This is a genomic window from Sporosarcina sp. SAFN-015 (genome assembly GCF_051966875.1).
Lineage (GTDB): Bacteria > Bacillota > Bacilli > Bacillales_A > Planococcaceae > Sporosarcina.
This window is the reverse complement of record NZ_JBQCKP010000001.1, coordinates 57,654-79,174: the sequence shown is the minus strand read 5'-3', so window position 1 is coordinate 79,174 and position 21,521 is coordinate 57,654. Positions and strand designations below refer to the sequence as shown.

19 protein-coding genes and 1 pseudogene are annotated in these 21,521 nt (G+C 42.3%); 14 read left to right on the top strand and 6 right to left on the bottom strand.

The annotated features are described in order from the left end of the window. On the bottom strand, positions 1 to 1,071 hold the full coding sequence (locus ACTHPA_RS00360; RefSeq protein WP_440498071.1) for an FxLYD domain-containing protein: 1,071 nt from the start codon (positions 1,069 to 1,071) through the stop codon (positions 1 to 3). 453 nt (positions 1,072 to 1,524) lie between these two features. Beyond that, positions 1,525 to 1,899 (bottom strand): DUF3899 domain-containing protein, encoded by a 375-nt coding sequence (locus ACTHPA_RS00355; RefSeq protein WP_440498070.1) that lies wholly within the window; start codon positions 1,897 to 1,899, stop codon positions 1,525 to 1,527. Positions 1,900 to 2,039: 140 nt separating this feature from the next. Between ACTHPA_RS00355 and ACTHPA_RS00350 the strand changes: the two genes are divergently transcribed. From ACTHPA_RS00350 to ACTHPA_RS00310, 9 genes are all read left to right on the top strand, one after another. Next, entirely contained in the window at positions 2,040 to 3,704 is a 1,665-nt protein-coding gene (locus tag ACTHPA_RS00350; protein WP_440498069.1) for a peptide ABC transporter substrate-binding protein, read from the top strand. A 100-nt stretch (positions 3,705 to 3,804) separates the two neighbouring features. Beyond that, positions 3,805 to 4,737, top strand: a complete 933-nt coding sequence (locus ACTHPA_RS00345) for an ABC transporter permease (protein WP_440498068.1) — start codon at positions 3,805 to 3,807, stop codon at positions 4,735 to 4,737. Further along, complete coding sequence (gene opp3C, locus ACTHPA_RS00340) at positions 4,734 to 5,783, top strand: oligopeptide ABC transporter permease (protein WP_440498067.1); 1,050 nt, start codon at positions 4,734 to 4,736, stop codon at positions 5,781 to 5,783. Before ACTHPA_RS00345 ends, opp3C begins: the two co-directional genes overlap by 4 nt. A gap of 13 nt (positions 5,784 to 5,796) precedes the next feature. Continuing rightward, entirely contained in the window at positions 5,797 to 6,819 is a 1,023-nt protein-coding gene (locus tag ACTHPA_RS00335; protein WP_440498066.1) for an ABC transporter ATP-binding protein, read from the top strand. After that, positions 6,816 to 7,808, top strand: a complete 993-nt coding sequence (locus ACTHPA_RS00330; RefSeq protein ID WP_440498065.1) for an ABC transporter ATP-binding protein — start codon at positions 6,816 to 6,818, stop codon at positions 7,806 to 7,808. The genes ACTHPA_RS00335 and ACTHPA_RS00330 overlap by 4 nt, the downstream gene beginning before the upstream one ends. Positions 7,809 to 8,153: 345 nt before the next feature. Continuing rightward, positions 8,154 to 9,500: an MFS transporter gene (locus ACTHPA_RS00325; protein WP_440498064.1), complete on the top strand. Its 1,347-nt coding sequence runs from the start codon at positions 8,154 to 8,156 to the stop codon at positions 9,498 to 9,500. Positions 9,501 to 9,518: 18 nt separating this feature from the next. After that, entirely contained in the window at positions 9,519 to 10,295 is a 777-nt protein-coding gene (locus ACTHPA_RS00320) for a sugar phosphate isomerase/epimerase family protein (RefSeq protein WP_440498063.1), read from the top strand. A 42-nt stretch (positions 10,296 to 10,337) separates the two neighbouring features. Beyond that, a complete protein-coding gene (locus tag ACTHPA_RS00315) occupies positions 10,338 to 11,039 on the top strand; it encodes an MgtC/SapB family protein (RefSeq protein ID WP_440498574.1) in 702 nt (233 codons plus the stop codon). Positions 11,040 to 11,055: 16 nt separating this feature from the next. Beyond that, positions 11,056 to 11,832, top strand: a complete 777-nt coding sequence (locus tag ACTHPA_RS00310) for an HAD-IIA family hydrolase (RefSeq protein ID WP_440498062.1) — start codon at positions 11,056 to 11,058, stop codon at positions 11,830 to 11,832. Here the strand turns inward: ACTHPA_RS00310 and ACTHPA_RS00305 are convergent. Beyond that, positions 11,827 to 12,390, bottom strand: a complete 564-nt coding sequence (locus ACTHPA_RS00305; RefSeq protein WP_440498061.1) for a glycerol-3-phosphate responsive antiterminator — start codon at positions 12,388 to 12,390, stop codon at positions 11,827 to 11,829. The genes ACTHPA_RS00310 and ACTHPA_RS00305 overlap by 6 nt on opposite strands. Positions 12,391 to 12,553: 163 nt before the next feature. On the opposite strand from ACTHPA_RS00305, the gene ACTHPA_RS00300 reads away from it, so the two are divergent. Then, a complete protein-coding gene (locus tag ACTHPA_RS00300; protein WP_440498060.1) occupies positions 12,554 to 14,200 on the top strand; it encodes a glycerol-3-phosphate dehydrogenase/oxidase in 1,647 nt (548 codons plus the stop codon). A 326-nt stretch (positions 14,201 to 14,526) separates the two neighbouring features. Here the strand turns inward: ACTHPA_RS00300 and ACTHPA_RS00295 are convergent, their stop codons facing one another. The 3 genes and pseudogenes from ACTHPA_RS00295 to ACTHPA_RS00285 all read right to left on the bottom strand — a co-directional run bounded on the left by ACTHPA_RS00295 (position 14,527) and on the right by ACTHPA_RS00285 (position 17,129). Beyond that, positions 14,527 to 15,357, bottom strand: coding sequence for an HpcH/HpaI aldolase/citrate lyase family protein (locus tag ACTHPA_RS00295; RefSeq protein ID WP_440498059.1), 831 nt, complete (start codon positions 15,355 to 15,357; stop codon positions 14,527 to 14,529). 22 nt (positions 15,358 to 15,379) lie between these two features. Continuing rightward, positions 15,380 to 16,587, bottom strand: a pseudogene (locus ACTHPA_RS00290) (TRAP transporter large permease). A 44-nt stretch (positions 16,588 to 16,631) separates the two neighbouring features. Then, a complete protein-coding gene (locus tag ACTHPA_RS00285; RefSeq protein ID WP_440498058.1) occupies positions 16,632 to 17,129 on the bottom strand; it encodes a TRAP transporter small permease in 498 nt (165 codons plus the stop codon). A 294-nt stretch (positions 17,130 to 17,423) separates the two neighbouring features. Here ACTHPA_RS00285 and ACTHPA_RS00280 point away from each other — a divergent pair, with 294 nt between their 5' ends. From ACTHPA_RS00280 to pcaC, 4 genes are all read left to right on the top strand, one after another. Next, positions 17,424 to 18,458 carry a DctP family TRAP transporter solute-binding subunit gene (locus ACTHPA_RS00280; RefSeq protein WP_440498057.1) on the top strand — a complete coding sequence of 345 codons (1,035 nt, stop codon included), beginning with the start codon at positions 17,424 to 17,426 and terminating at the stop codon, positions 18,456 to 18,458. Between the two features lie 37 nt (positions 18,459 to 18,495). After that, positions 18,496 to 19,857, top strand: a complete 1,362-nt coding sequence (locus ACTHPA_RS00275; protein ID WP_440498056.1) for an MmgE/PrpD family protein — start codon at positions 18,496 to 18,498, stop codon at positions 19,855 to 19,857. Between the two features lie 64 nt (positions 19,858 to 19,921). Then, positions 19,922 to 21,139 (top strand): CaiB/BaiF CoA transferase family protein, encoded by a 1,218-nt coding sequence (locus ACTHPA_RS00270; RefSeq protein ID WP_440498055.1) that lies wholly within the window; start codon positions 19,922 to 19,924, stop codon positions 21,137 to 21,139. Beyond that, positions 21,136 to 21,516 (top strand): 4-carboxymuconolactone decarboxylase, encoded by a 381-nt coding sequence (pcaC, locus tag ACTHPA_RS00265; RefSeq protein ID WP_440498054.1) that lies wholly within the window; start codon positions 21,136 to 21,138, stop codon positions 21,514 to 21,516. Before ACTHPA_RS00270 ends, pcaC begins: the two co-directional genes overlap by 4 nt. The last annotated feature ends 5 nt before the right edge of the window (positions 21,517 to 21,521 follow it).

The following is a 21,521-nucleotide window of genomic DNA, read 5'->3' as shown; positions in this document are numbered from 1 at the left end:
TCAATCGAGGTACCATGTAATATTGTCGATTTCTACATACACATCTTGGTAGACCCCGTAATAAGTATATTCAAAGAATCCCCATTTCCCAGGATTCAAGTAATAAGGATAAACGGTTGTACTCCCACTTCTAAGGTAGGTGTTGTATTCATCGTAAATCGAATACTCAACCGTAACATTATATAGGCTTCTTGTTGCTATGTTTTGAACGTTACCAGAGATGTATAAGTCCCCATACTCATCAATTTCTACTGAAAAATCGTCTACATATACAGCCTTCGTTCTGTTTTCCAAATCCTCTAATGCAGCAACCTCCATTGCCTTTTCAATTTTTTCTTGTTCAGCTTTCTCGAATGCAGTTTTGCTATCTACAATACGATTTTTCAGTGCCAATAGCTTTTCATGATTTGCTGCAAACTGAAGCCCATTATCAACCGTTGAAATCGCATCAGAAAATTGATTTTCAGCAAGGTGTTTTTCTACCTTGTCACTACTGATTTGCATAATTTTATTCACAATTTCATTCTTTACGGAACTTGCCTCTTTTTCAGGCAAAGTTGATAAAACGGATAACTTGCCTCCAAGTTGGTCGATGGTAGTTAATTCATTCAGCTCTTTTTTGATTGTTCCGACGGTAATATGTACTGTTTGTTGTTCAGTTTTTGTTTTGTGATGATCAAATAGGGTGCTATCTTCTTTATTCAAATCCTCTTTTAATGTGATAAGAAGAGTAGACGCCTTTACAAAATCCGCCTTCTTGATGCTATTATTGATTTTATCGGCCTGTTCTTCATATTTCATTGCTCTCTCAATCAGACTCAAGTCATCATGTAGGGCGGAATATTGTGGGCGAAGTTTCTTTGCTTTTCTTAATAGAGATGAAGCTTTTTCATAATCCTTTGAAATGGCTACTTTTTCAGCTTCCGCCATCATCCCGATAACATCCTCGTTAATTGACTTTTCATGTAGATAATAAAATAGTAGACCTGTCGCTACTAAGGCTAATGTTGCAATTGGAAAAATGTACGGCAGCCAGTTCACTTTTGCACTTTTATCATTATTACGCTTCATGACGACCCCTTCTTTTTCATTTACAGGTAATGCAGTTTCATGTTGTGAAGGGACATCAATTTTTTCTTCCTCGGCCAGTTGCATCTGCTTTCCACAACTGGAACAATACTTTGAGTCATTCGCATTTTTTTCTCCACACTGATTACAATACATGCCTATCCTCCTATATTTCTCTATGAGAAAATCTTACCATATAATTGATTAAATAAAATATTATGCTTGAAGAATCGTTAGAGTAATTTACACTCATTATAAAATGGTTTACCCCGATGCGACCGAAGCGGAAGACGGATTTATTTACTGACTGGGAACGTGAGTGAGTTTGAAGGGATAACTGATATGGGAAGGGATGCTATCGTTTTATGATGGCATCCCTTTTCATGTCTCGATAATTTGCTAATGCTAATTGAAACATTTCTTTTACAGGGGAGTTCCTGAAACTGTAAGACTTACTCAATACCCTAGAGTGACAACAATAATGGAGGCAACGAGACTAAATGAAAAATAAACAGCGCCAAGCAATAGAATATGTTTAATACTTGGATACTCTTTTTTATAACCCAGTTTTTCACTATTTTTGCCTTCGAAGCTTCGTATGGATTGCTCTCTTTTATTGACAGTTGAAAAGAAATGTTTAGAAGAAGAGATGAAGGCATTGAAAAATCCAGCTTGAATGACTACTATCACGCTTCCAATGAGTAAAAAAAAGAGCCCGATAAAAAAGATGATATCCAATAAGTGGACAAGATTCATTGGTGAGAATAGTAGTGTACAGATACTTAACAGGAAAGGTACGGTAAGTAAGGAGGCGAAAAACAACTTTTTCATTGGTAGTATACTCCTTTAAGTTCTATAGGGAAATCAGCCTCTAAATAATTTATTGATAATTTAAATTCTTATTGCTAATTAGAATGTTAGCGCTTATAATTGTATAAATATTTCATAAATATTACAAGGGGGGAACAAAGATGAAGAATAAAAAATGGCTGGCATTTATTTTCCTAACAATTTTTGCTCTTGTTTTATCTGGTTGTAACTTCAATTCATCAGATAAGGATAAAGGGAGTAACGAAGGAAAAGAAGGTACTGCTAAAGAAGGCGAGACGGCAAAAGCAGATCAAGTGCTAAGATTAAGTGCTTCAGCGGAAATTCCAACAATGGATTCAACAAAAGCGCATGATGGCGTTGCTTTTAACGTTTTGAACAATACCAACGAGGGTCTTTATCGCCAAGATGAAAACAATGAAAGTATTTTGGCGTTAGCTGAAAAACATGATGTAAGTGAAGATGAAACTGTTCATACATTCACATTAAGAGATACGAAATGGAGCAATGGGGATCAGGTAACCGCTGCCGATTTTGAGTACGCTTGGAAACGTGTCATGAGAGAAGCAGCGCCCTATAACTATATGATTGCTACGGCTGGCATTAAAAACGCAGAAGCCATTATGAATGAGGAAATGGATGCGGATGAGCTTGGTATCAAAGCGACAGGTGATCTTACACTTGAAGTGACACTCGAAAGTCCGAATCCATTGTTTGTAACGCTGCTTTCTTTCCCTACATTCCTTCCGCAAAATCAAAAATTTGTTGAGGAGCTCGGAGATCAATATGCACTTGAAGCAGAAAATGTGTTAGCAAATGGACCATTCAAGCTTGTTAGCTGGACGCATGAGCAAGGATGGACACTGGAAAAGAATGAAAATTATTGGGATGCTGACAATGTAAAACTCGACAAGGTTGAAGTCATTGTTGTAAAAGAGCCTTCCACAGGAGCCAATCTATATGAAACTGGAAAACTTGATCGTACCATACTGACATCTGCTCTCGTTCAACAATACGAAGACGACAAGGATTTTCAAATTGAAAAGGAATCCGATATCATTTTTTTACGATTTAATCATAGCCACCCAGTCCTTGGAAATCCAGAAATCCGTAGAGCCATTAATATGGCCATTGATCGTGATGGGCTGACGGATATCATTTTGCAAGATGGATCTGCACCTTTATATGGAGTTGTAGCAGGGGGGTATTATTTCTCTCCAGATCAAAAGGACTACCGTGAGCTTAACGGCGATATTAATAAAGGCACGCCAGAAGAAGCCAAGGCATTGTGGGAAAAAACTTTAGCCGAAATTGGAGAAAAAGAAGTCACTGTATCTATTAACATTGCTGATTCTGAATCACATAAGAAAGTTGCAGAATATTTGCAAGCACAGCTTGAAGATAATCTTCCAGGATTTAAGCTTGAAATTAAAGCGGTACCATTTGCGCAACGCCTTGAAATTGAAAAAGCTATCACATATGACATTTCTTTATCATCTTGGGGACCAGACTATAGTGACCCAATGACTTACTTGGATATGTGGGTGAAAGGCGGATCGGCCAACCGTATGGGTTACGACAATCCAAAACTTAACAACTTGGTTGCGCAAGCCTATGTCGAAACGGATTTAAGCAAACGTTTTGAGATGTTGCTGGAAATTGAAAAAATCTTATTGGTTGAAGATGCTGCAATCGCACCGCTTTACCAAGAGGGAACTGCAATTCTTAAGCGGGGTACTATCAAAAATTTAGTAAAACACCCATCAGGCGCTGAATTTGATTACAAATGGGCTTATATCGAGGAGTGATAGTAACAGAAGCGTCAGAAAAGCGGGGGTGTCCAACTGGCGCACCCCTCTTTTTTAATTTTATGAACAGATCAAAGTATTTTGAGATAGGGGGGGCAATGTGAAAGGTTACATGCTTAAGAGACTGGGATTCATGATTGTTACGCTTTTCGTCATTGTGACCGCCACCTTTTTTCTTATGCAGCTTATACCGGGAACGCCATTTACGAATCCCGAAAAGTTAACAGAGAAACAGTTGGTAATTCTCAATGCGAAATACGGTTTGGATCAACCGGTAGCAATTCAATACCTGAAATACCTCGGAAACCTATTACAGGGTGACTTAGGTTATTCGTTTCAATACGAAGGACGGACTGTCTTCAGTATGATTGGCGATCGAATCGGCCCATCTGCATTCATTGGCCTGCAAGCGCTTATTTTTGGCTCCATTATTGGTCTTTTGCTAGGCGTGTTTTCTGCCTTGAGACATAACTCTGTCTATGATTATACGTCTGTGACAATTGCGGTTCTTGGTATGTCGATTCCGTCCTTCGTATTTGCAGCACTTTTGCAATATTATGTAGGGGTAAAACTGGAGTGGCTCCCCGTTGCTCTATGGGAAGGGTATTCAAGTACAATTCTGCCTTCGTTTGCTTTGTCGGTAACAGTTATCGCGACGGTGGCTAGGTTTATTCGAAGTGAAATGCTGGAGGTGCTTGGACAGGATTACGTCACGACCGCTAGAGCAAAGGGATTGGGCGAGTCGGCAGTCATTGTAAAGCACGTCACTCGGAATGCGCTCATTCCGGTAGTCACAATGCTTGGTCCATTGGCAGTGTCCATTATGACAGGTACGCTTGTAATCGAAAAAATATTTTCCGTTCCTGGGCTCGGGGAACAATTCACTTTATCGATCCTAGTTCTCGATTACAGTGTCATTATGGGGATTACGCTTTTCTATAGTGCTCTATTCATATTAGTCGTCTTCATCGTTGACATTCTTTACGGGTTCTTGGATCCCCGAATTGACTATAAGGGGGCAGAACAGGTATGAAAACAATCAATGTAAAAGAGAAAAAAAATCGTATTGATTCGAAGCCGCCATTTGCCGAGCCTCCTGATGATCTATTTGTTGCTGCTCCACTGGACCGGGACGTCAGTGAAGAAATATTGACCCCGTCCATATCTTTTTGGAAAGAAGCAAGGGAGCGCCTATTCAAAAACAAGGGGGCGGTTTTTTCTCTCATTGTCCTTGTACTATTAACGCTCTTGGCTTTGGTAGGTCCGGCAATAAATGAACATAGTTATCGTAGTCAAAACTTAGCGCACTCTAACCTACCGCCAAAAGTATCTGGTCTCGAATGGCTTGGTTTTAATGGTAAGGATGTAAAAGGCAACGACTTATATGCAACAAGAAATATAGAAGAAAATTATTGGTTTGGAACAGATGAGTTTGGAAGGGATTTGTGGACAAGGGTTTGGAAAGGAACGCAGATTTCATTATTCATTGCAGTTGTGGCTGCTGCGCTAGATTTGGCAATCGGTGTTCTCTATGGAGGCATATCCGCTTTTTACGGAGGGCGGCTCGATAATATAATGCAACGGATAATTGAAGTTCTAGTTGGTATACCAAATTTGATTGTGATTATCTTGTTCATTCTCATTTTGGACCCCGGAATTACTTCCATCATCTTGGCGCTTATCGTTACCGGCTGGGTAGGGATGGCACGTGTTGTGCGTGGGCAAATCCTACAACTGAAAGGTCAGGAATTCATCCTAGCCTCTAGAACACTAGGGGCATCGAATGCACGACTAATAGGTAAACATCTATTGCCAAACGTAATGGGTCCTGTCATTGTTACGGTCATGTTCACGATTCCGACGGCTATATTTTTTGAAGCATTTCTAAGTTTCATCGGTCTAGGCTTACAGGCTCCGCTTGCTTCTCTTGGAGTGTTAATTGAAGATGGCTATAAATCTATGCGTTACTTTTCATATAAACTTATTTTTCCTGCAGTTGTTATCAGTTTGATCATGATTTCTTTTAACTTACTAGCAGATGGTCTCCGTGATGCTCTGGATCCGAAAATGAGAAAATAGGGAGGGTCAAAAATTGAAAGAAGATATACTAGACGTAGACAATCTGCACGTTTCATTCAAGACCCGAAACGGAGCAATTACTGCGGTGAGAGGCGTCAGTTTTTCATTGAAAAAGGGAGAGACCCTCGCAATTGTTGGTGAATCTGGTTCTGGAAAGTCTGTTACGGCAAAATCGATCATGCGGTTATTGCCTAAACATAGCGCTGTAATTCCGCAAGGCGAAATTAAGTTTGAGGGCCGGGATTTATTGGACTTGTCATTACAAGATATGCAGAAAGTGAGAGGTTCAGAGATTTCCATGGTATTTCAAGACCCGATGACATCATTGAATCCAACGATGAAAATTGGCAAGCAAATTATGGAGGGACTTAAGAAACATCAAAATTTGACAAAAAGTGAGGCAAGGCAAAGAGCGTTGGAAATGTTGGAGCTTGTAGGAATACCAAATGCGAAAAAAAGAATTGATGCTTATCCGCATCAGTTTTCGGGTGGGATGCGGCAGCGTGTAGTGATTGCGATGGCATTAGCATGTATTCCTAAGGTATTAATTGCCGACGAGCCGACAACAGCCCTAGACGTTACTATCCAAGCGCAAATTTTGCAGCTCATGAAAAACTTGCAAGAAAAAATGGATACGGCAATTGTGCTTATTACGCATGATCTTGGTGTCGTTGCGAATATGGCTGATAAAGTGGCAGTTATGTATGCTGGAGAAGTGGTAGAGTATGGGACGTTGGATGAAATATTTTACGAAACGCAACACCCATATACGTTAGGACTTCTGGGTTCAATGCCGAATTTAAATGTTAAAAGATCAGAACCGCTTATACCTATTCCGGGTTCTCCTCCGGACTTAGCAACCTTGGGGACTGGATGTCCTTTCGCGGCAAGATGCCCGTATACGATGGCAGTGTGCCATGATTATCATCCACGGAAAACAGAGTTAAGTGAGAGCCACTCTGTATTATGTTGGATGCAAGATTCTCGCGCGTCACGAAATCATGCACCTGAAACAGTTGGGAGTGCAGAGCGATGAAGAAAAATGAAGATTTGCTAGTCATTAATGATTTAAAAAAACATTTTAAAATAAATAGAAAAGATACGTTGAAGGCAGTGGATGGAATTAGCTTTACGATTAAAAAAGGAGAAACTCTCGGCCTTGTTGGCGAATCAGGTTGTGGCAAGTCGACAGTTGGAAGAACAATCACTCAAATTTATCAGCCAACAAGCGGTGAAATCCTATTTGATCGTAAAGATGTCCATGCAAAGTATAGTAAGGAAGAGAGTAAAAAGAAAAAGCGTGATATGCAGATGATTTTTCAAGACCCATACTCGTCTCTTAATCCACGTTTGACTGTTATGGAAATCATTTCGGAAGGTTTGCTTATTCATGCACCAAATATATCCGAGAAAGACCGCGAACAACAAGTAAATGAATTGTTGGAACTTGTTGGATTGAATAAAAATCATTCGGGGCGCTATCCCCATGAATTCAGTGGGGGACAAAGACAGCGAATAGGCATTGCCCGTGCACTTGCCGTAGATCCGCAGTTCATAGTGGCGGATGAGCCGATTGCAGCTCTCGATGTATCCATCCAGGCTCAAATCGTTAACTTGTTGAAAACATTACAAGAAGAAAAAGGGTTGACTTATTTATTTATCGCACATGACCTGTCGATGGTGAAATACATAAGCGATCGAATTGCAGTCATGTATTTGGGAAAGATTGTGGAGTTGACGGAAAGTGAAAATCTGTATGAAAATCCAATGCACCCTTATTCGGAGGCACTGCTTTCAGCAATTCCACTACCTGATCCTAATTTAGAGCGCTCTAGAATTCAAATTCTGTTAAAAGGCGATGTTCCTAGCCCTATAGATATTCCAAGCGGCTGTCGGTTCCACACAAGATGCCCGAAAGCAATGGACGTATGCTCTAAACTTGCTCCTGAATTTGTCGAAAGGAAGCCAGGACATTTTGTCGCTTGCCATCTATATGATGAAGAACTGATGGCTAGAAGGGGTTAGTAGATTGGAGTATCTATTGAATCTAAGGTGTTATCACTAAATCTTGACTTTACAACCACTCATCTATCATTATCTGAAAACAACAAAACTATTGACGAGAAATGTCGAAATTGCTATGCTTATGTCAATCCCGTTACTAGAGGGAATTGAATAGTAAATTACCGGGTAGAGACGATGAGAACCCGGCGAAGCCATTTATGCAGCCTGTTACAGGTAACTGCATTTATTAGGCTTTGCCGGTTTTTTTGTGTTAATGAAGGAGGGAAGTTTGAAAAGACGGCCGTTTAGAAGGGAATATCGTAAAGATTCGTATTTCAAAATTTTTAAATGAAAAGGGGAAGATGTATGGCTTTCGATTATTTGGACTCGCCAGCAGATCCGCAGAAACTTGAAAAATTTCAACGGAAAGTGAAGATTGTTTCGGCGGGGGGAACATTTTTAGACGGATTTGACTTGACGATTATCGCTGTGGCAATGCCTTTGATTTTAAAACAGTGGAGTATAATGCCTTGGGAACAGAGTCTCCTTACGGCATCTGCTATTATCGGTTCTTTTATTGGTGCAGCATGGCTTGGGCGGCTAACCGATAACTTCGGACGAAAAGCGATGATTACGATTGACTTAATTGCATTTGTCTTATTTGCAGTTTTGACAGCGGTTGCACCGAATGTTATTTGGCTCATTGTCTTTCGATTTTTACTCGGGATCGGGATTGGTGCCGATTATCCGATTTCAGCTACATTGGTTTCTGAATTCAGTTCAACGAAAAATAGGGGTAAGCAGGGAACGTTCCTTGCAGCTATGTGGTTTGTCGGTGCGGTTGTCGCTTATATGAGTGGAATCGTCTTTGCTCCGTTAGGTGATCATGCTTGGCGGTATATGTTCTTGTTGGGGGCTATTCTTGCTCTTATCATTTTCATCTTCCGGATCGGTCTACCAGAATCACCTCGTTGGCTTGTTTCAAAAGGGCGGGAAAAGGAAGCGCAAGAAGTCATTTTCAATATTACAGGAAGTAAAGTCGACCTACTCCCGGAACCGAAAACGAAAAAAGTTCCGCTTAGCACGCTGTTCTCGAAGAAGTTGATTAAACGAACCATCTTCGTTTCAGGATTCTGGTTCTGTTACTCGACTTCTTACTATGGCATTTCCATGTATACACCGACTATTCTTTCGGCGTTTACACAGGGAGATCTACATAAGACGTATGTAGCTTCCTCGATTGTCAGCATCTTAGGGCTCTTCGGGGCTATCATTGGTATGAACCTCGTTGAGCGTTGGGGCCGTCGTCCATTGCTTATCACGTCATTCGCAGGATTGACAGCGGGTCTGCTAGTTCTCACATTCAATCCACATCCGACACTCGTGTTCTTGGTCGTTCTTTTCAGTATTGCGGTCCTTTTTGCAAACATGGGTGGAGGAATTTTGAATTTCGTTTATCCGACAGAATTGTTCCCGACAAGCCTGCGGGCAGGAGCATCCGGATTTGCGACTTCTGTTAGCCGGATCGGTTCTATCTTAGGTGTATTAGTCTTCCCGAACGTTGTCGCTGTATGGGGGAATTCTGCTGCATTAGGTGTATTTGCCGGTGTAGCACTCGTTGGGCTACTGATCACTTACACGCTTGCACCTGAAACAAAAGGCATCAAGTTGGAAGAAATTAATGCTGAGTTTGAAACGGTTAAACATCAGTAATACGAGGAGGAGTTCTGGATGGAAAAGTGGTTTAGTCTTTGGTCTGCAGGCCAAGAGAAAACAGCTGAAGATATGGCGGCAATACGAAACGCCGGCTTTGACGGAGTCGAAATATGGGCGGAGCATCTGACTGCCGAAAAAGATATGGAACTCGCGAAGGAAGCGGGACTCAAAATCGGTTTGCACCTTCCTTTCCATGATTTGAATCTAGCTTCCCCATTTCAGGAAGTTGAGGACTTGATCTTCAAAGTCAATGAGCAATGGTTTAAAAAACTTAAGACTTATGGCGGGGGACATGCTGTCATTCACGGCGGCATGGCTTGGGCTTCTGAAGGTCATGCAGAGGCGAAGAAGCTTGTCATCGATCGGCTCACTCGTACGCGCAAAATGGCTGAAGAGCTCGGCAGCACACTGTTATTTGAAAATCAAATCCCGGACAAGTTGAATTATACGCATATTTTCCCTTCCACGGTTGACGAATGGTTGGAAATCTTGGAGGAGACCGGCACAGCAGCTTGTTTAGATACAGGTCATTTGGCGGTTCTCGGTGCACCTCTTGAGGAAACGATTTCCCGGTTGGGCAAGCTCCTCGCTTCCGTCCACTACTCTGACAATGATGCAAAGGGAGATTTGCATCAATTGCCTGGAGACGGAAAAACAGGAATCAATACAGAATCACTTTTGAACGTGTTACAGAAGCATCACTATGACGGACCGATTGTGTTTGAAATCAATCCATATACGTATAGTTTGGAAGATATCATCCGACATCCGTCAGCACAATTTTCATATTGACAATAAGCCGTGAGAAGCGGATCAGGGGGTGAGCTGATGCAGATGGAATGGTTGCAACTGGCTGATGTTGAAATGATAACAAAGCTTAGTATTTCGGCGGTTCTTGGTCTCGTCATCGGATTGGAGAGAGAGTTGAAGCGCAAGCCTCTTGGGCTGAAAACGAGTCTCGTCATCTCCATCATCAGCTGTTTGCTGACAATCGTTTCTGTTGAATCCGCCTATTCTTTCCCGGGCAGCGATGACGTCCGGATACAGATGGATCCGCTTCGGCTCGCGGCACAAATTGTTTCTGGCATCGGGTTTCTTGGAGCGGGCGTCATCCTGCGACGGGGAAATGAACGAATATCCGGTCTGACGACAGCGGCGATGATTTGGGGAGCGGCAGGAATCGGCATTGCAGTTGGTGCAGGTTTTTATATAGAAGCGATTTTCGGTGTTCTTCTCCTTCTCATAAGTGTTGAACTGATTCCGCTTTTTGTAAGTCGCTTCGGTCCGAAGCGTTTGAAAAGAAGAGATCTGACTCTCCGGATTACAGTGAATCAGTCCGAAGGCATCAAGACGGTGATGGACGAACTTACGAAACAGCGGTTTTCCATTTCACAGTCGAGAATTAAAGATTTACAAGACGAAGAACAGCATCTTTTGGAGATTAAGACGAGGGTGAATGTAAAGCATTCATTACCCCGGATTTACTTCATGATTAAAGAGATTGATTATGTACAAAACGTTGAAATCATCAGTTGACAGCGGGGGGAGCAGGTTGGCAAAAGGCTATATTTTTGACTTGGATGGAACCATATACTTAGATGATGATATTATCCCGGGTGTGCCTGAAGCTATTCAGGAGTTGAAAAATCGGGGTGACAAAGTCGTCTTCTTGACGAATAAATCAATTGCCCGTCGAACGGATTATGTAACAAAACTAAATGGCTTAGGAATAGAAGTGGAATTGGATGAAGTGATCAATTCCAATTATATTACAGCTCATTATTTGAAAAACGAGATGGCTCCCGGGGATGCGGCATATGTCATCGGAGAACAGCCGTTATTCGATGAATTGCAGGAGGCTGGCATTGAGTTGGCGTCTGAAGCGGCGTGTGCAACGCATGTCGTCTTAGGATGGGATCGCCAGTTCACTTATGAAAAATTGAATAATGCTTTTCAAGCGTGGCGGAACGGGGCAGAAATCATTGCGACGAATCCAGACCGTACTTGTCCTGTGCAAGGCGGGGAAATTCCAGACTGCGGCGCGATGATTGGCGCTTTAGAGGGGGCAACAGGTCAACCCGTGAAACAGATTACGGGCAAACCTTCCTCCTTGATGTCGAAATATGTATTGGAAAATGTGTTGAAATTGAAAGCCGACCAATGTTATATGGTCGGTGACAGGTTGGAAACAGATATCCGGATGGCAAACGAAGCAGGCATCCATTCTGTTTTAGTGATGACTGGCATTACGACAACAGCCATATTGGAAACAGCAACGGATCGTCCTGCGTTTGTCTTGGATAGTGTAAAAGATATCGCTTCTTTATAAATCGAAATTCCACATGGCTGGATTTCCTGAAGAGACTGCTAATGCGCCCGCTTCAAGTGCAGCATGGACTTCTGAAATATCGGTGATAAGCCCTCCGGCAATGATCGGGAAGTCAAGCTCTCGTGATAGTTGGTCGATAATTTTAGGCATAATGCCTGGTAGGATTTCCACTGCATCTGGCTTGCACGATTTCACCATTTCAATCCCTTTATTAATCGCACCCCAATCCAGCAGGAAAATCCGCTGAATCGTTTTTAAACCAACTTCATGGGCCATTTTCACAATATGGCTTTTTGTTGTGATGATTCCTGTCGGATTCCAGTATTCAGCTACGTAGTTGAGCGCATTTTTGGAATTGGAAAGTCCGTCAATAAAGTCGAGATGGAGAAATACATGCTTGTCCGCAGCACGAAGTTGTTGTATATAATCAGCAATTGTCATCAGATTACCAGTCAAAAGAAAAACGATATTCGAATTGGACGTGAGTGCGGGTTGCAAGTCCGCTTCACTTTTTACAGAGGCGATCATTTGAGATTCGACCATATCGACTAGCCTCATATTGTTTCATCCTTTCTATTACGTGGGATAAATCTATACTACCATAAGGAATGTGTGGAAAAATAGAATTAAAAAGGTCAGAGATTAAAGAGAAGGCCATTGCAACCCCTGCAATTATGCAGGGCTATTGTAATGGCCATTTTTCTATGAAGGAGTGTTACGAATGGAGACTTTTTCTTTTACAAATCGGAAAGCCACTTTACAAACATTGGACGATCAGCACTATGATGTTGTCATAGTCGGAGGGGGCATTACAGGTGTTGGGATTGCGCTCGATTGTGTCACGAGAGGGTTGAAAACCGTCCTTGTGGAAATGCAGGATTTTGCTGCAGGCACTTCAAGTCGATCCACGAAATTGGTGCATGGCGGGTTACGCTATTTAAAGCAATTTGAAGTTGGCATGGTGGCGGAAGTCGGCAAAGAAAGGGAAGTTGTCTATCGGAATGCGCCTCATGTGACTCATCCTGAATGGATGTTGCTTCCTATATATAAGAAAGGGACATTCGGCAAATATTCCACTTCGCTCGGCTTGAAAGTATATGATTTCTTAGCGGGCGTTAAAAAGAAGGAGCGCCGAAAAATGCTAGACCGCAAACAAACGGTACAGCGTGAGCCGTTGTTGAACGAGTCAGGTTTGCTTGGCAGCGGCTATTATGTCGAATATCGTACCGATGATGCACGGCTTACAATTGAAGTAGCGAAGAAAGCTGCCGAACATGGAGCTGCATTGATTAATTACGCAAAAGCAGAGTCTTTCACATATGATGCGAACGGCAAAGTGAATGGTCTTTATTTTAAAGACCTGATTTCAGGATCGAGGTATCGACTGAAGGGAAGCCGGATCGTCAATGCGACCGGCCCTTGGGTGGAAAGCGTCATTGGCATGGACCGCAAAATTGAAGGGAAGAGCCTGTTTCATTCCAAAGGTGTTCATATCGTCATAGACGGAAACAAATTCCCGCTCCGGCAAGCGGTCTATTTCGATACGCCGGATGGCAGAATGGTATTTGCTATTCCGCGGAATGGGAAAACATATATTGGAACAACGGATACCGAATATAAAGGCAATCTTCAACGACCGCAGGCTACTGAAGAGGATATCAACTATTTACTCGACTGCATCCGCTTCATGTTTCCGAAAGTTCAGTTGGGTAGAAAAGATGTGGAGTCAACATGGGCTGGCGTCAGACCGCTGATCCGTCAGGAAGGAAAAGGCCCATCCGAGATTTCAAGGAAAGACGAAATCTGGACTTCGGAAACAGGTCTTATTACCATAGCAGGCGGCAAGTTGACGGGCTATCGAAAAATGGCCGAAACAGTTACGGATCTGTTATGTGAACAACTACGAACGGAAGGAATTAGCTGCAAAAACTCCGTTACAAAGGACCTTCGATTGTCCGGGGGGGACTTCCGTGATCCGCGGGACTATAAAAAATTCATAGAGGAAGAGTCCAATAAGCTCGCGAGACTCGGGATTTCGTTAGAAGACGCCACAAGCATTGCGGCTATGTACGGGACAAATACACGAATCATTGGGAGCTTAGCGGACAATGTACTAACAGACTCACCATTGCCTCTATCTATTAAACTCGTCTTGCAATATGCAATTGACTATGAAATGGCGATGACTCCCGTCGACTTTTTCATGCGCAGAACAGGCGCCGTTTTCTTTAATATCGACTGGGTGAATAAATGGAAACACGAAGTCGTCGAATATATGGCGGCCATAATGGGCTGGACGGCTGAAGAAAAAGAAATGCATTGGGGCGAGTTGGAGGCAAGGATTTGGGAAGCCGTGGAAGGGAATTGAAAATAGGTGCGAAAATAGGTGCCTGTGCAGCACACTATTCCGATAATACACTACAATTGCATATCCAAAAGTAAGAAAATGCATAATAACAACTATGTGTTAAATTAAATTCAGATTTTTATTCACTATGTTCAATAGTCATAAATGTTTGCTGCACAGGCACCAACACAATTAGAATGGGTGCCTGTGCAGCGCACTATTCCGTCAATACACTACAATTGCATATTCCGAAAACAAAAAATCAGCCGTTGCAGAGAACGGCTGATTTTTTTATGCATTATCATGCTAGTAGTTGAACAGTCATAAATGTGTCTTGCACAGGCACCTCATTTAACACCGCTTAAAGTGGAGAGGGCTTGTTTATAGACTGGCAGGTCGATCATTTTGTTGTCTAGCTGGATTGCTGAAAGGCCGTTAGATAATGCGTCTTCGAATGATGCGACAACTTTATTTGCCCACGCAATATCTGAATCGGATGGGGCGAATAATTGATTGACAGGTTCAAGTTGTTTTGGATGGATGCATAATTTCGCAAACATGCCAAGGTTTTTTGCCCGTCGAATCTCTGCGATAAGACCTTCTTCATCTGATAGATCAATGAACACTGTATCAATTGGTGAAGACAAGCCTGCAGCCCGTGAAGCGACTACGAGAGCTGATCTCGGGTAAATGAGCTCATGGCCATGGGCAGAGATGGATGTGTTCAAATCCAAACAATAATCCACGGCGCCAAATGCTAATCTCAAGATTTGATTACTGCAGGAAGCGATGTCATATGCGTTTAAAACACCTTTAGCCGTTTCGATTAGTGGAATGATAGATTGATCTGGTACAATCCTATCCACTAATTGATGGACATCTGCGGGCGATTCGGTTTTAGGCAGCATGATGCCAACGCCAGCGAATTTTGAAACCATCTCTACATCTTCTATATAAAAGGGAGTAGAGGAGTCATTGACCCGGACATATAATTTCGGTTCAGAAGGAAGTGTAGTTTCTGATAAAAACTCATTCACCAGTTCCCGTACTTTCCCCTTCTCATTGAAAGCGATGGCATCTTCCAAATCGATAATGATGGCATTTGCTTTTCCAGCTAGAATTGCCTTTTCTATACGATCTGGACGATTGCCTGGAACAAACAGATAAGATGTTATCACTTTTACAATCATCTCTTTCCAGTTATTTGATAAGAGCCAGTGAAATCTGCGGGAATATGACGATGATAATTAATACGATGACAAAAATTGCGTAAAACGGTACAACGCCTTTGATGACTTTCTCTACTTTTTCTCCGGTTATTCCGCTGACAACGAATAAGTTCAGTCCCACTGGCGGGGTAATCATCCCTAATTCCATGTTCACTACCATAATGATCGCAAAGTGGATGACGTTAATGTCGAGTGCGGCTATGATCGGCAGGAATATAGGTAAAGTGATAAGTATTATTGCAGTTGGCTCTAGGAACATGCCGAGTACAAAGAAAAGCAAACTGACTACAATGAGAAATGTCCATTTATTGAAGCCGCTATTGCTCACCCATGCAGCAAATTCCTGCGGGATCTGTTCTGTTGTGAGGAACATTCCTAGTACAAGGGCGGATGCGATAATCAAGAAAATCATCGCAGTCGTGTTTACGGACTCCATAAGAATTGCCTGCATTTTGGACCATGTCAACTCCCGATAAATGAAAATTGACACAATCAGTGCATATAGACAAGCTAAAAAGGATGCCTCGGTAGGAGTGATGACGCCGGTATAGATAGCACCAAGTATGAGAACTGGCATAATTAGCCCCAAGAGGCTTTTAAAGTTGGCATCCAGCGCTTTCTAAGCGGAACTTTTTCCAAACCGCCGTAGCCTTTTCGATAAGCAACAAACACAGCATAAACAATGAGTGCCACTCCGAGCAATGCTCCCGGTAAAATTCCAGCCGAGAACAACTTTCCTGTCGACTGTTCAGAGACGGATCCATATAAAATCAAAGGAATGGATGGCGGAATGAGGATGCCTAACGTACCAGCAGCTGCAACTAACCCCATCGAATATCGCTTTTCATAACCTGCCTTTACCATCATCGGTATCATAATACTTCCAATCGCTGCTGCTGTTGCAGGGCTGGAACCAGAAATTGCCGCAAAAACCATACATGTAACAACGGTAACAACTGATAATCCGCCTTTTGTATGTCCAATCCATGACTGGATACACTCTATCAAGTATTTTGAAATTCCGCCTTGCGCCATGATCAAGCCGGCGAATACGAAACCTGGTATGGCCATTAGTGTTGTACTGTTAACTCCAGTAAACATTTTCTGAATAACAGTGCTTACTGAAAAATCGACCATGAAAAGACCTACGATACTTGAAACTGCCAAACTGATCGCCACAGGCACCCTTAAAAAGGCTAACGCGAAAAGTAATAGGATTACGACTATTGCTGCCAATGATGATCCACCTCGCTTGTAGAATCTTCTTTTCTAATGAAAAATCGATGTGCCTTTTCGATAAAACGAATAAATAGTAGTGTGCCTGAGATTGGCATGATTAAATAGTTGATCCAAATCGGGAAACCTACATCGATCGTTTTTATTTTTTGCGAGTAAGCGGCTAGTACCATTTCCATGCCGGTCCAAATGATGAAGACGCTGAAGGTGAGTCCGACGAGTAGGGTAACGACATTGGCAATCTTTTTGTACAGTGGCCCTGCTTTGTCATATACAATATCAATTGCGATATGCTTGTCATCCCTCAAGGCAGTTGAAAAGCCGATAAAGATTGCCCAAACCAATAGCATCGTATAAATCTCAGTCGCCCAGCTTTGGGAATTGCTCATTACATAGCGCATAAAAACGGAATATAAACTAACCCCAATACCGACGGAGAAGAATATCCACGTGAAAGCGTTTTCAATTTTAGCTAAAGTTTTCATGTTTTACTTACCCCCTACATGTTTGTTGTTGTGCAGAAAAGCTACTGTTGTGCCACCCCCAAGAGGAAATGTATTTTGGATACAGATTGTTAAACTACATAATAGTACACTGCTAATAGAATATCAATACTAAATATTTTACATAGTTTAATTTTTTGGATAGTTCTTTACATTCTTTTTTCGGTATGCTAGATTGATTGTGAGTTGTATCCAAAAACCGTGGAATTGACAGGAGGGGGGATTCTACAGGGACATTCGGCATTACCGTTCAAACATTATGGGAGGAGGATTTACATGGGGAAAAAGTATTCTTTGTTCGTATTTCTTTTGATGTTGGTATTGGTTTTATCTGCATGTAGCAAGGATGATAGCGCAAGTGGGGATGCGGGAAGCGATGATGGAATCACGGAAATGACTTTGAAGTTTTCGCACGTAGTAGCTGAGAACACACCGAAACATCAAGGTGCTCTCGCTATGAAGGAATATATTGAGAAGGAATCAGATGGAAAGATTAAGGTGGAGATCTATCCGAACAGCTCATTATTCGGAGATCAGGACGAATATCAAAACTTGGTAGCGAATAATATCCAATTTATCGCACCTGACCTATCTAAATTCGTTGGGAATAATCCACAATTCAACATGCCGTCCTTGCCATTCCTGTTTGCCAATGATGAACAGGCGATTGAATTCTGGGATGGGGAAAAAGGTCAAGAAATTCTAAGCAGTTTGACTGACGATGGAGTGTTAGGTATTTCCATGTGGCCGAACGGCGGGAAGCATCTGACTAATGATGAAAGACCGATTAAGGAGCCTGCTGATTTGAAAGGATTGAAATTCCGTACACAAGGTGGGCAATTATTGGAGACGATCTATAAGACTTTGGGGGCAGGATCTGAATCCATTCCATTCGGAGAGTTGTACACAGCGTTAGATCAAGGTGTCGTTGATGGCCAAGAAAACACATTCAGCAACATTGAATCGAAGAAGTTCCACGAAGTTCAAAAGTATATGACAGTCATGAACCATACGCGCGTAGATTATGCAATCTTCACGAATACAAAGTTCTGGGACGGCTTAAATGATGCAACTAAAGAAATTGTTGAAGCCGGAATTGCGGAAGGAACTAAGGTTGCGCGAGCAGAAGCGAAATCTCTAAATGACCAGGCGTATGAAAAGTTAAAGGAAAGCGGCTCTATTGAAATTATCGAACTCACTCCTGAACAAGTGGAGGAATTCCGTAATGCTCTAGCACCGGTTTATGACGAATATCGCGATGTAATCGGCGCTGATGTAATCGATGCGGCTTTAGAGATTTCTAAGAAATAACGACAAGACTTAAAACGATTGAAAAGTTGAACATAGTATGGGCAACTTTTCAATCACTTCTATTATGGGGGATGAAGAATTGGTTACGAAAGAGCTGGTTTCTAATTGTTTAACGACTTCATTTGATCAAATTCCGGATGAGGTAAAGACACACGGGAAATTAAGTCTATTGAATTGGCTTGGGGTAACAATAGGGGCTGCCAATGACCGTTCTATCGATATGTTAGTTGACTTGTCGAAGGAATTGCAATCCGCCGAACAGGTGTCGTTGTACGGAAGGGATGAAAAAGTTGACTTGCTGATGGGTGTATTGATTAACGGAACCGCTTCCCACATTTTTGATTACGATGATACCCATTTAGACACGATCCATCATCCTAGTGGTCCAATTGCTCCGGTTGTATTGGCATTGGGGGAACATTTGAATTTGAGCGGGGAAGAAATACTTCATGCATTTATTGTAGGTTGTGAAGCTGAACTCCGAATTGCTAATGCTGTTTATCCAAGTCATTATCAGCTGGGGTGGCATATTACGAGCACAACAGGTGTATTTGGTGCAGCGATAGCCGCCGGTTTATTGCTTGAATTGGATGAAGAGAGGATGTCTTGGTCGCTAGGAATTGCGGGAACCCAATCATCGGGTCTAAGGGAAGTGTTTGGAACGATGACGAAACCGTTTCATCCTGGAAAAGCCGCGCAAAATGGGTTGTTGGCCGCATTGCTCGCAAAAAGAGGATTCACGAGTTCAGAGCAGATATTAGAAGCGAAAAGAGGTTTTGCCAATGTGCTTGCTCCTGAACATGATTTGTCAAAGGTCAACTCTAACTGGGGCTTTGAATGGGAGTTGGCAAAAAACAGCTTCAAACCATATGCATGCGGTATTGTCCTTCACCCGTCAATTGATGCGTGCATCCACTTGAAACAGGAAGTGGATGAAAAAGACCTTGAATATATTGAGCTGAAAGTGAATCCGTATGTACTTGAATTGACCGGAAAGCAAAATCCTAAAACAGGGCTCGAAGGGAAGTTCAGCATCTATTTCACGGGGGCAGTTTCTTTCTTAACAGGGGATGCCAGTGAAAAACAGTATACCGATGAAAATGTAAAAGACCCTGCCATTGTGGAATTACAGTCGAAAATCCGCGTCGTTGTCGATGAGATGATGAAGGAAGAAGAAGTGCTGGCGAAGGCAGTTTTGCATGATGGAACTAGCATCGTATATGAGGTGAAGCATGCAAAAGGCAGTCTTGGAAATCCGATGACGCTTGAAGATATCATTCATAAATTCAAAGGTTTAGCAAGTGATGTTTTATCAAACGAGACAGAATCGGATCGGTTGATTCATAACATATTGAATTTGGAAAGAGTGGAATCCGTTAAAGAGTTAACAGGAAGATGACTTTATTTTTATTTATTTTGGATACAAAATCCAACACTCGTTATGTGAAAAGGAGGAGCTTGGCATGGAGGGTCCGCTAAAAGGCGTAACAGTCATTGATATTACAACAAATATTTCGGGGCCAAGTTTGACGATGATTTTAGGTGATTTAGGCGCTGACATCATTAAAATAGAACGTCCATTCATCGGGGATGATTCCCGGGGCATGGGGCCGTTATGGGAAGGCGAAGGAGTCTATCATCTGCAAATCAATCGAAATAAGCGTTCAATTGTCATTGATTTGAAGAGTGAGGAAGGGAAAGAGCTGCTATATAAGTTCGTGCAAGAAGGAGATGTCTTCGTCGAGAACTTCCGGCTCGGAAAGGCAGAAGAAATCGGTTTTGGCTACGAAACGTTGAAAGCGCTTAATCCTAGCTTGATTTATTGTTCGCTGACGGCCTATGGACAAGAAGGACCGGATAGCAAAAAACCCGGATACGATGCAATCGTTCAAGCAGAGACGGGGATTATGAGCATCAATGGACCTCCCGGAGGGGAATCAGCTAGGGCGGCAGTTTCTATTTTGGACCAAGGAAGCGCCATGTGGGGCGCAATCGGGGTACTCTCTGCGTTATTACATAGGGAGCGCACAGGCGAAGGTCAAAAAGTGGAGACTTCATTGTTTGAAACGGGTGTCTTTTGGACGGGTTATCATTTACTCTCTTACATGGCGACCGGAGAAGAACAAGTGAAAATGGGAACGGGACATAGCTCCTTCGCTCCGTATGGGGCATTCAAGACGAAAAACGGTGAACTCATGATCGGAATATCAAATGACTCGCTGTTCGGAAAGCTATGTAAAGCGTTGGATAAAGAAGAATGGATAGAAGATCCGAAGTTTAAGAGGAACTTAGATAGAGTTAAAAATCGAAATCAATTATCTCGTGAGATTGAACAGGTACTTAGCAGCCAAGATGCTTCCTATTGGTTAGAACGAATTGATCAAGCCGGCGTTCCTAGTTCTATTATCCGAAACATTTCATCGATGATTGATCATCCACAGATGGAGAGCACACAGATGTTGGAAGAAGTTGCTCATCCGTTAATCGATGAAATGAAGCTTGCTCGTTTGCCGATCAGGTTATCGGCTTCGCCTGTCAGGATTAGAAAAGCACCGCCTCTATTAGGAGAAGATACAATTTCGATACTGCAAGATAGTGGTATTTCGCAGGAGACAATTGATGAGCTTTTGTCTAAAGGAGTCATCCAAACTAAAAAAGTTGAAAGGGTTGCCAAAATATGAACAGTGAAAAATTCGAAAAAGGGTTGGAAATTAGACGAAGCGTCCTAGGAGCAGAGTATGTTGATCAATCCATTGAAAATGCGAATGAATTCAACATGCCGATGCAGCAATTAGTTACCGAATATTGCTGGGGAGAGGTTTGGTCAAGGCCAGGGCTGCCGAAAAAAACAAGAAGTATGTTGAACCTTGCCATGATTACAGCATTGAACCGTCCACATGAGCTGAAGCTGCACGTCAGAGGCGCGCTGAATAATGGCGTAACTAAGGATGAAATCCAAGAAGTTCTATTGCAAACAGCAATCTATTGTGGCGTACCTGCTGCAATAGATAGTTTTCGTGTAGCAAATGCAGTGTTTGAGGAAGAAGAATCCAAATAAGAACG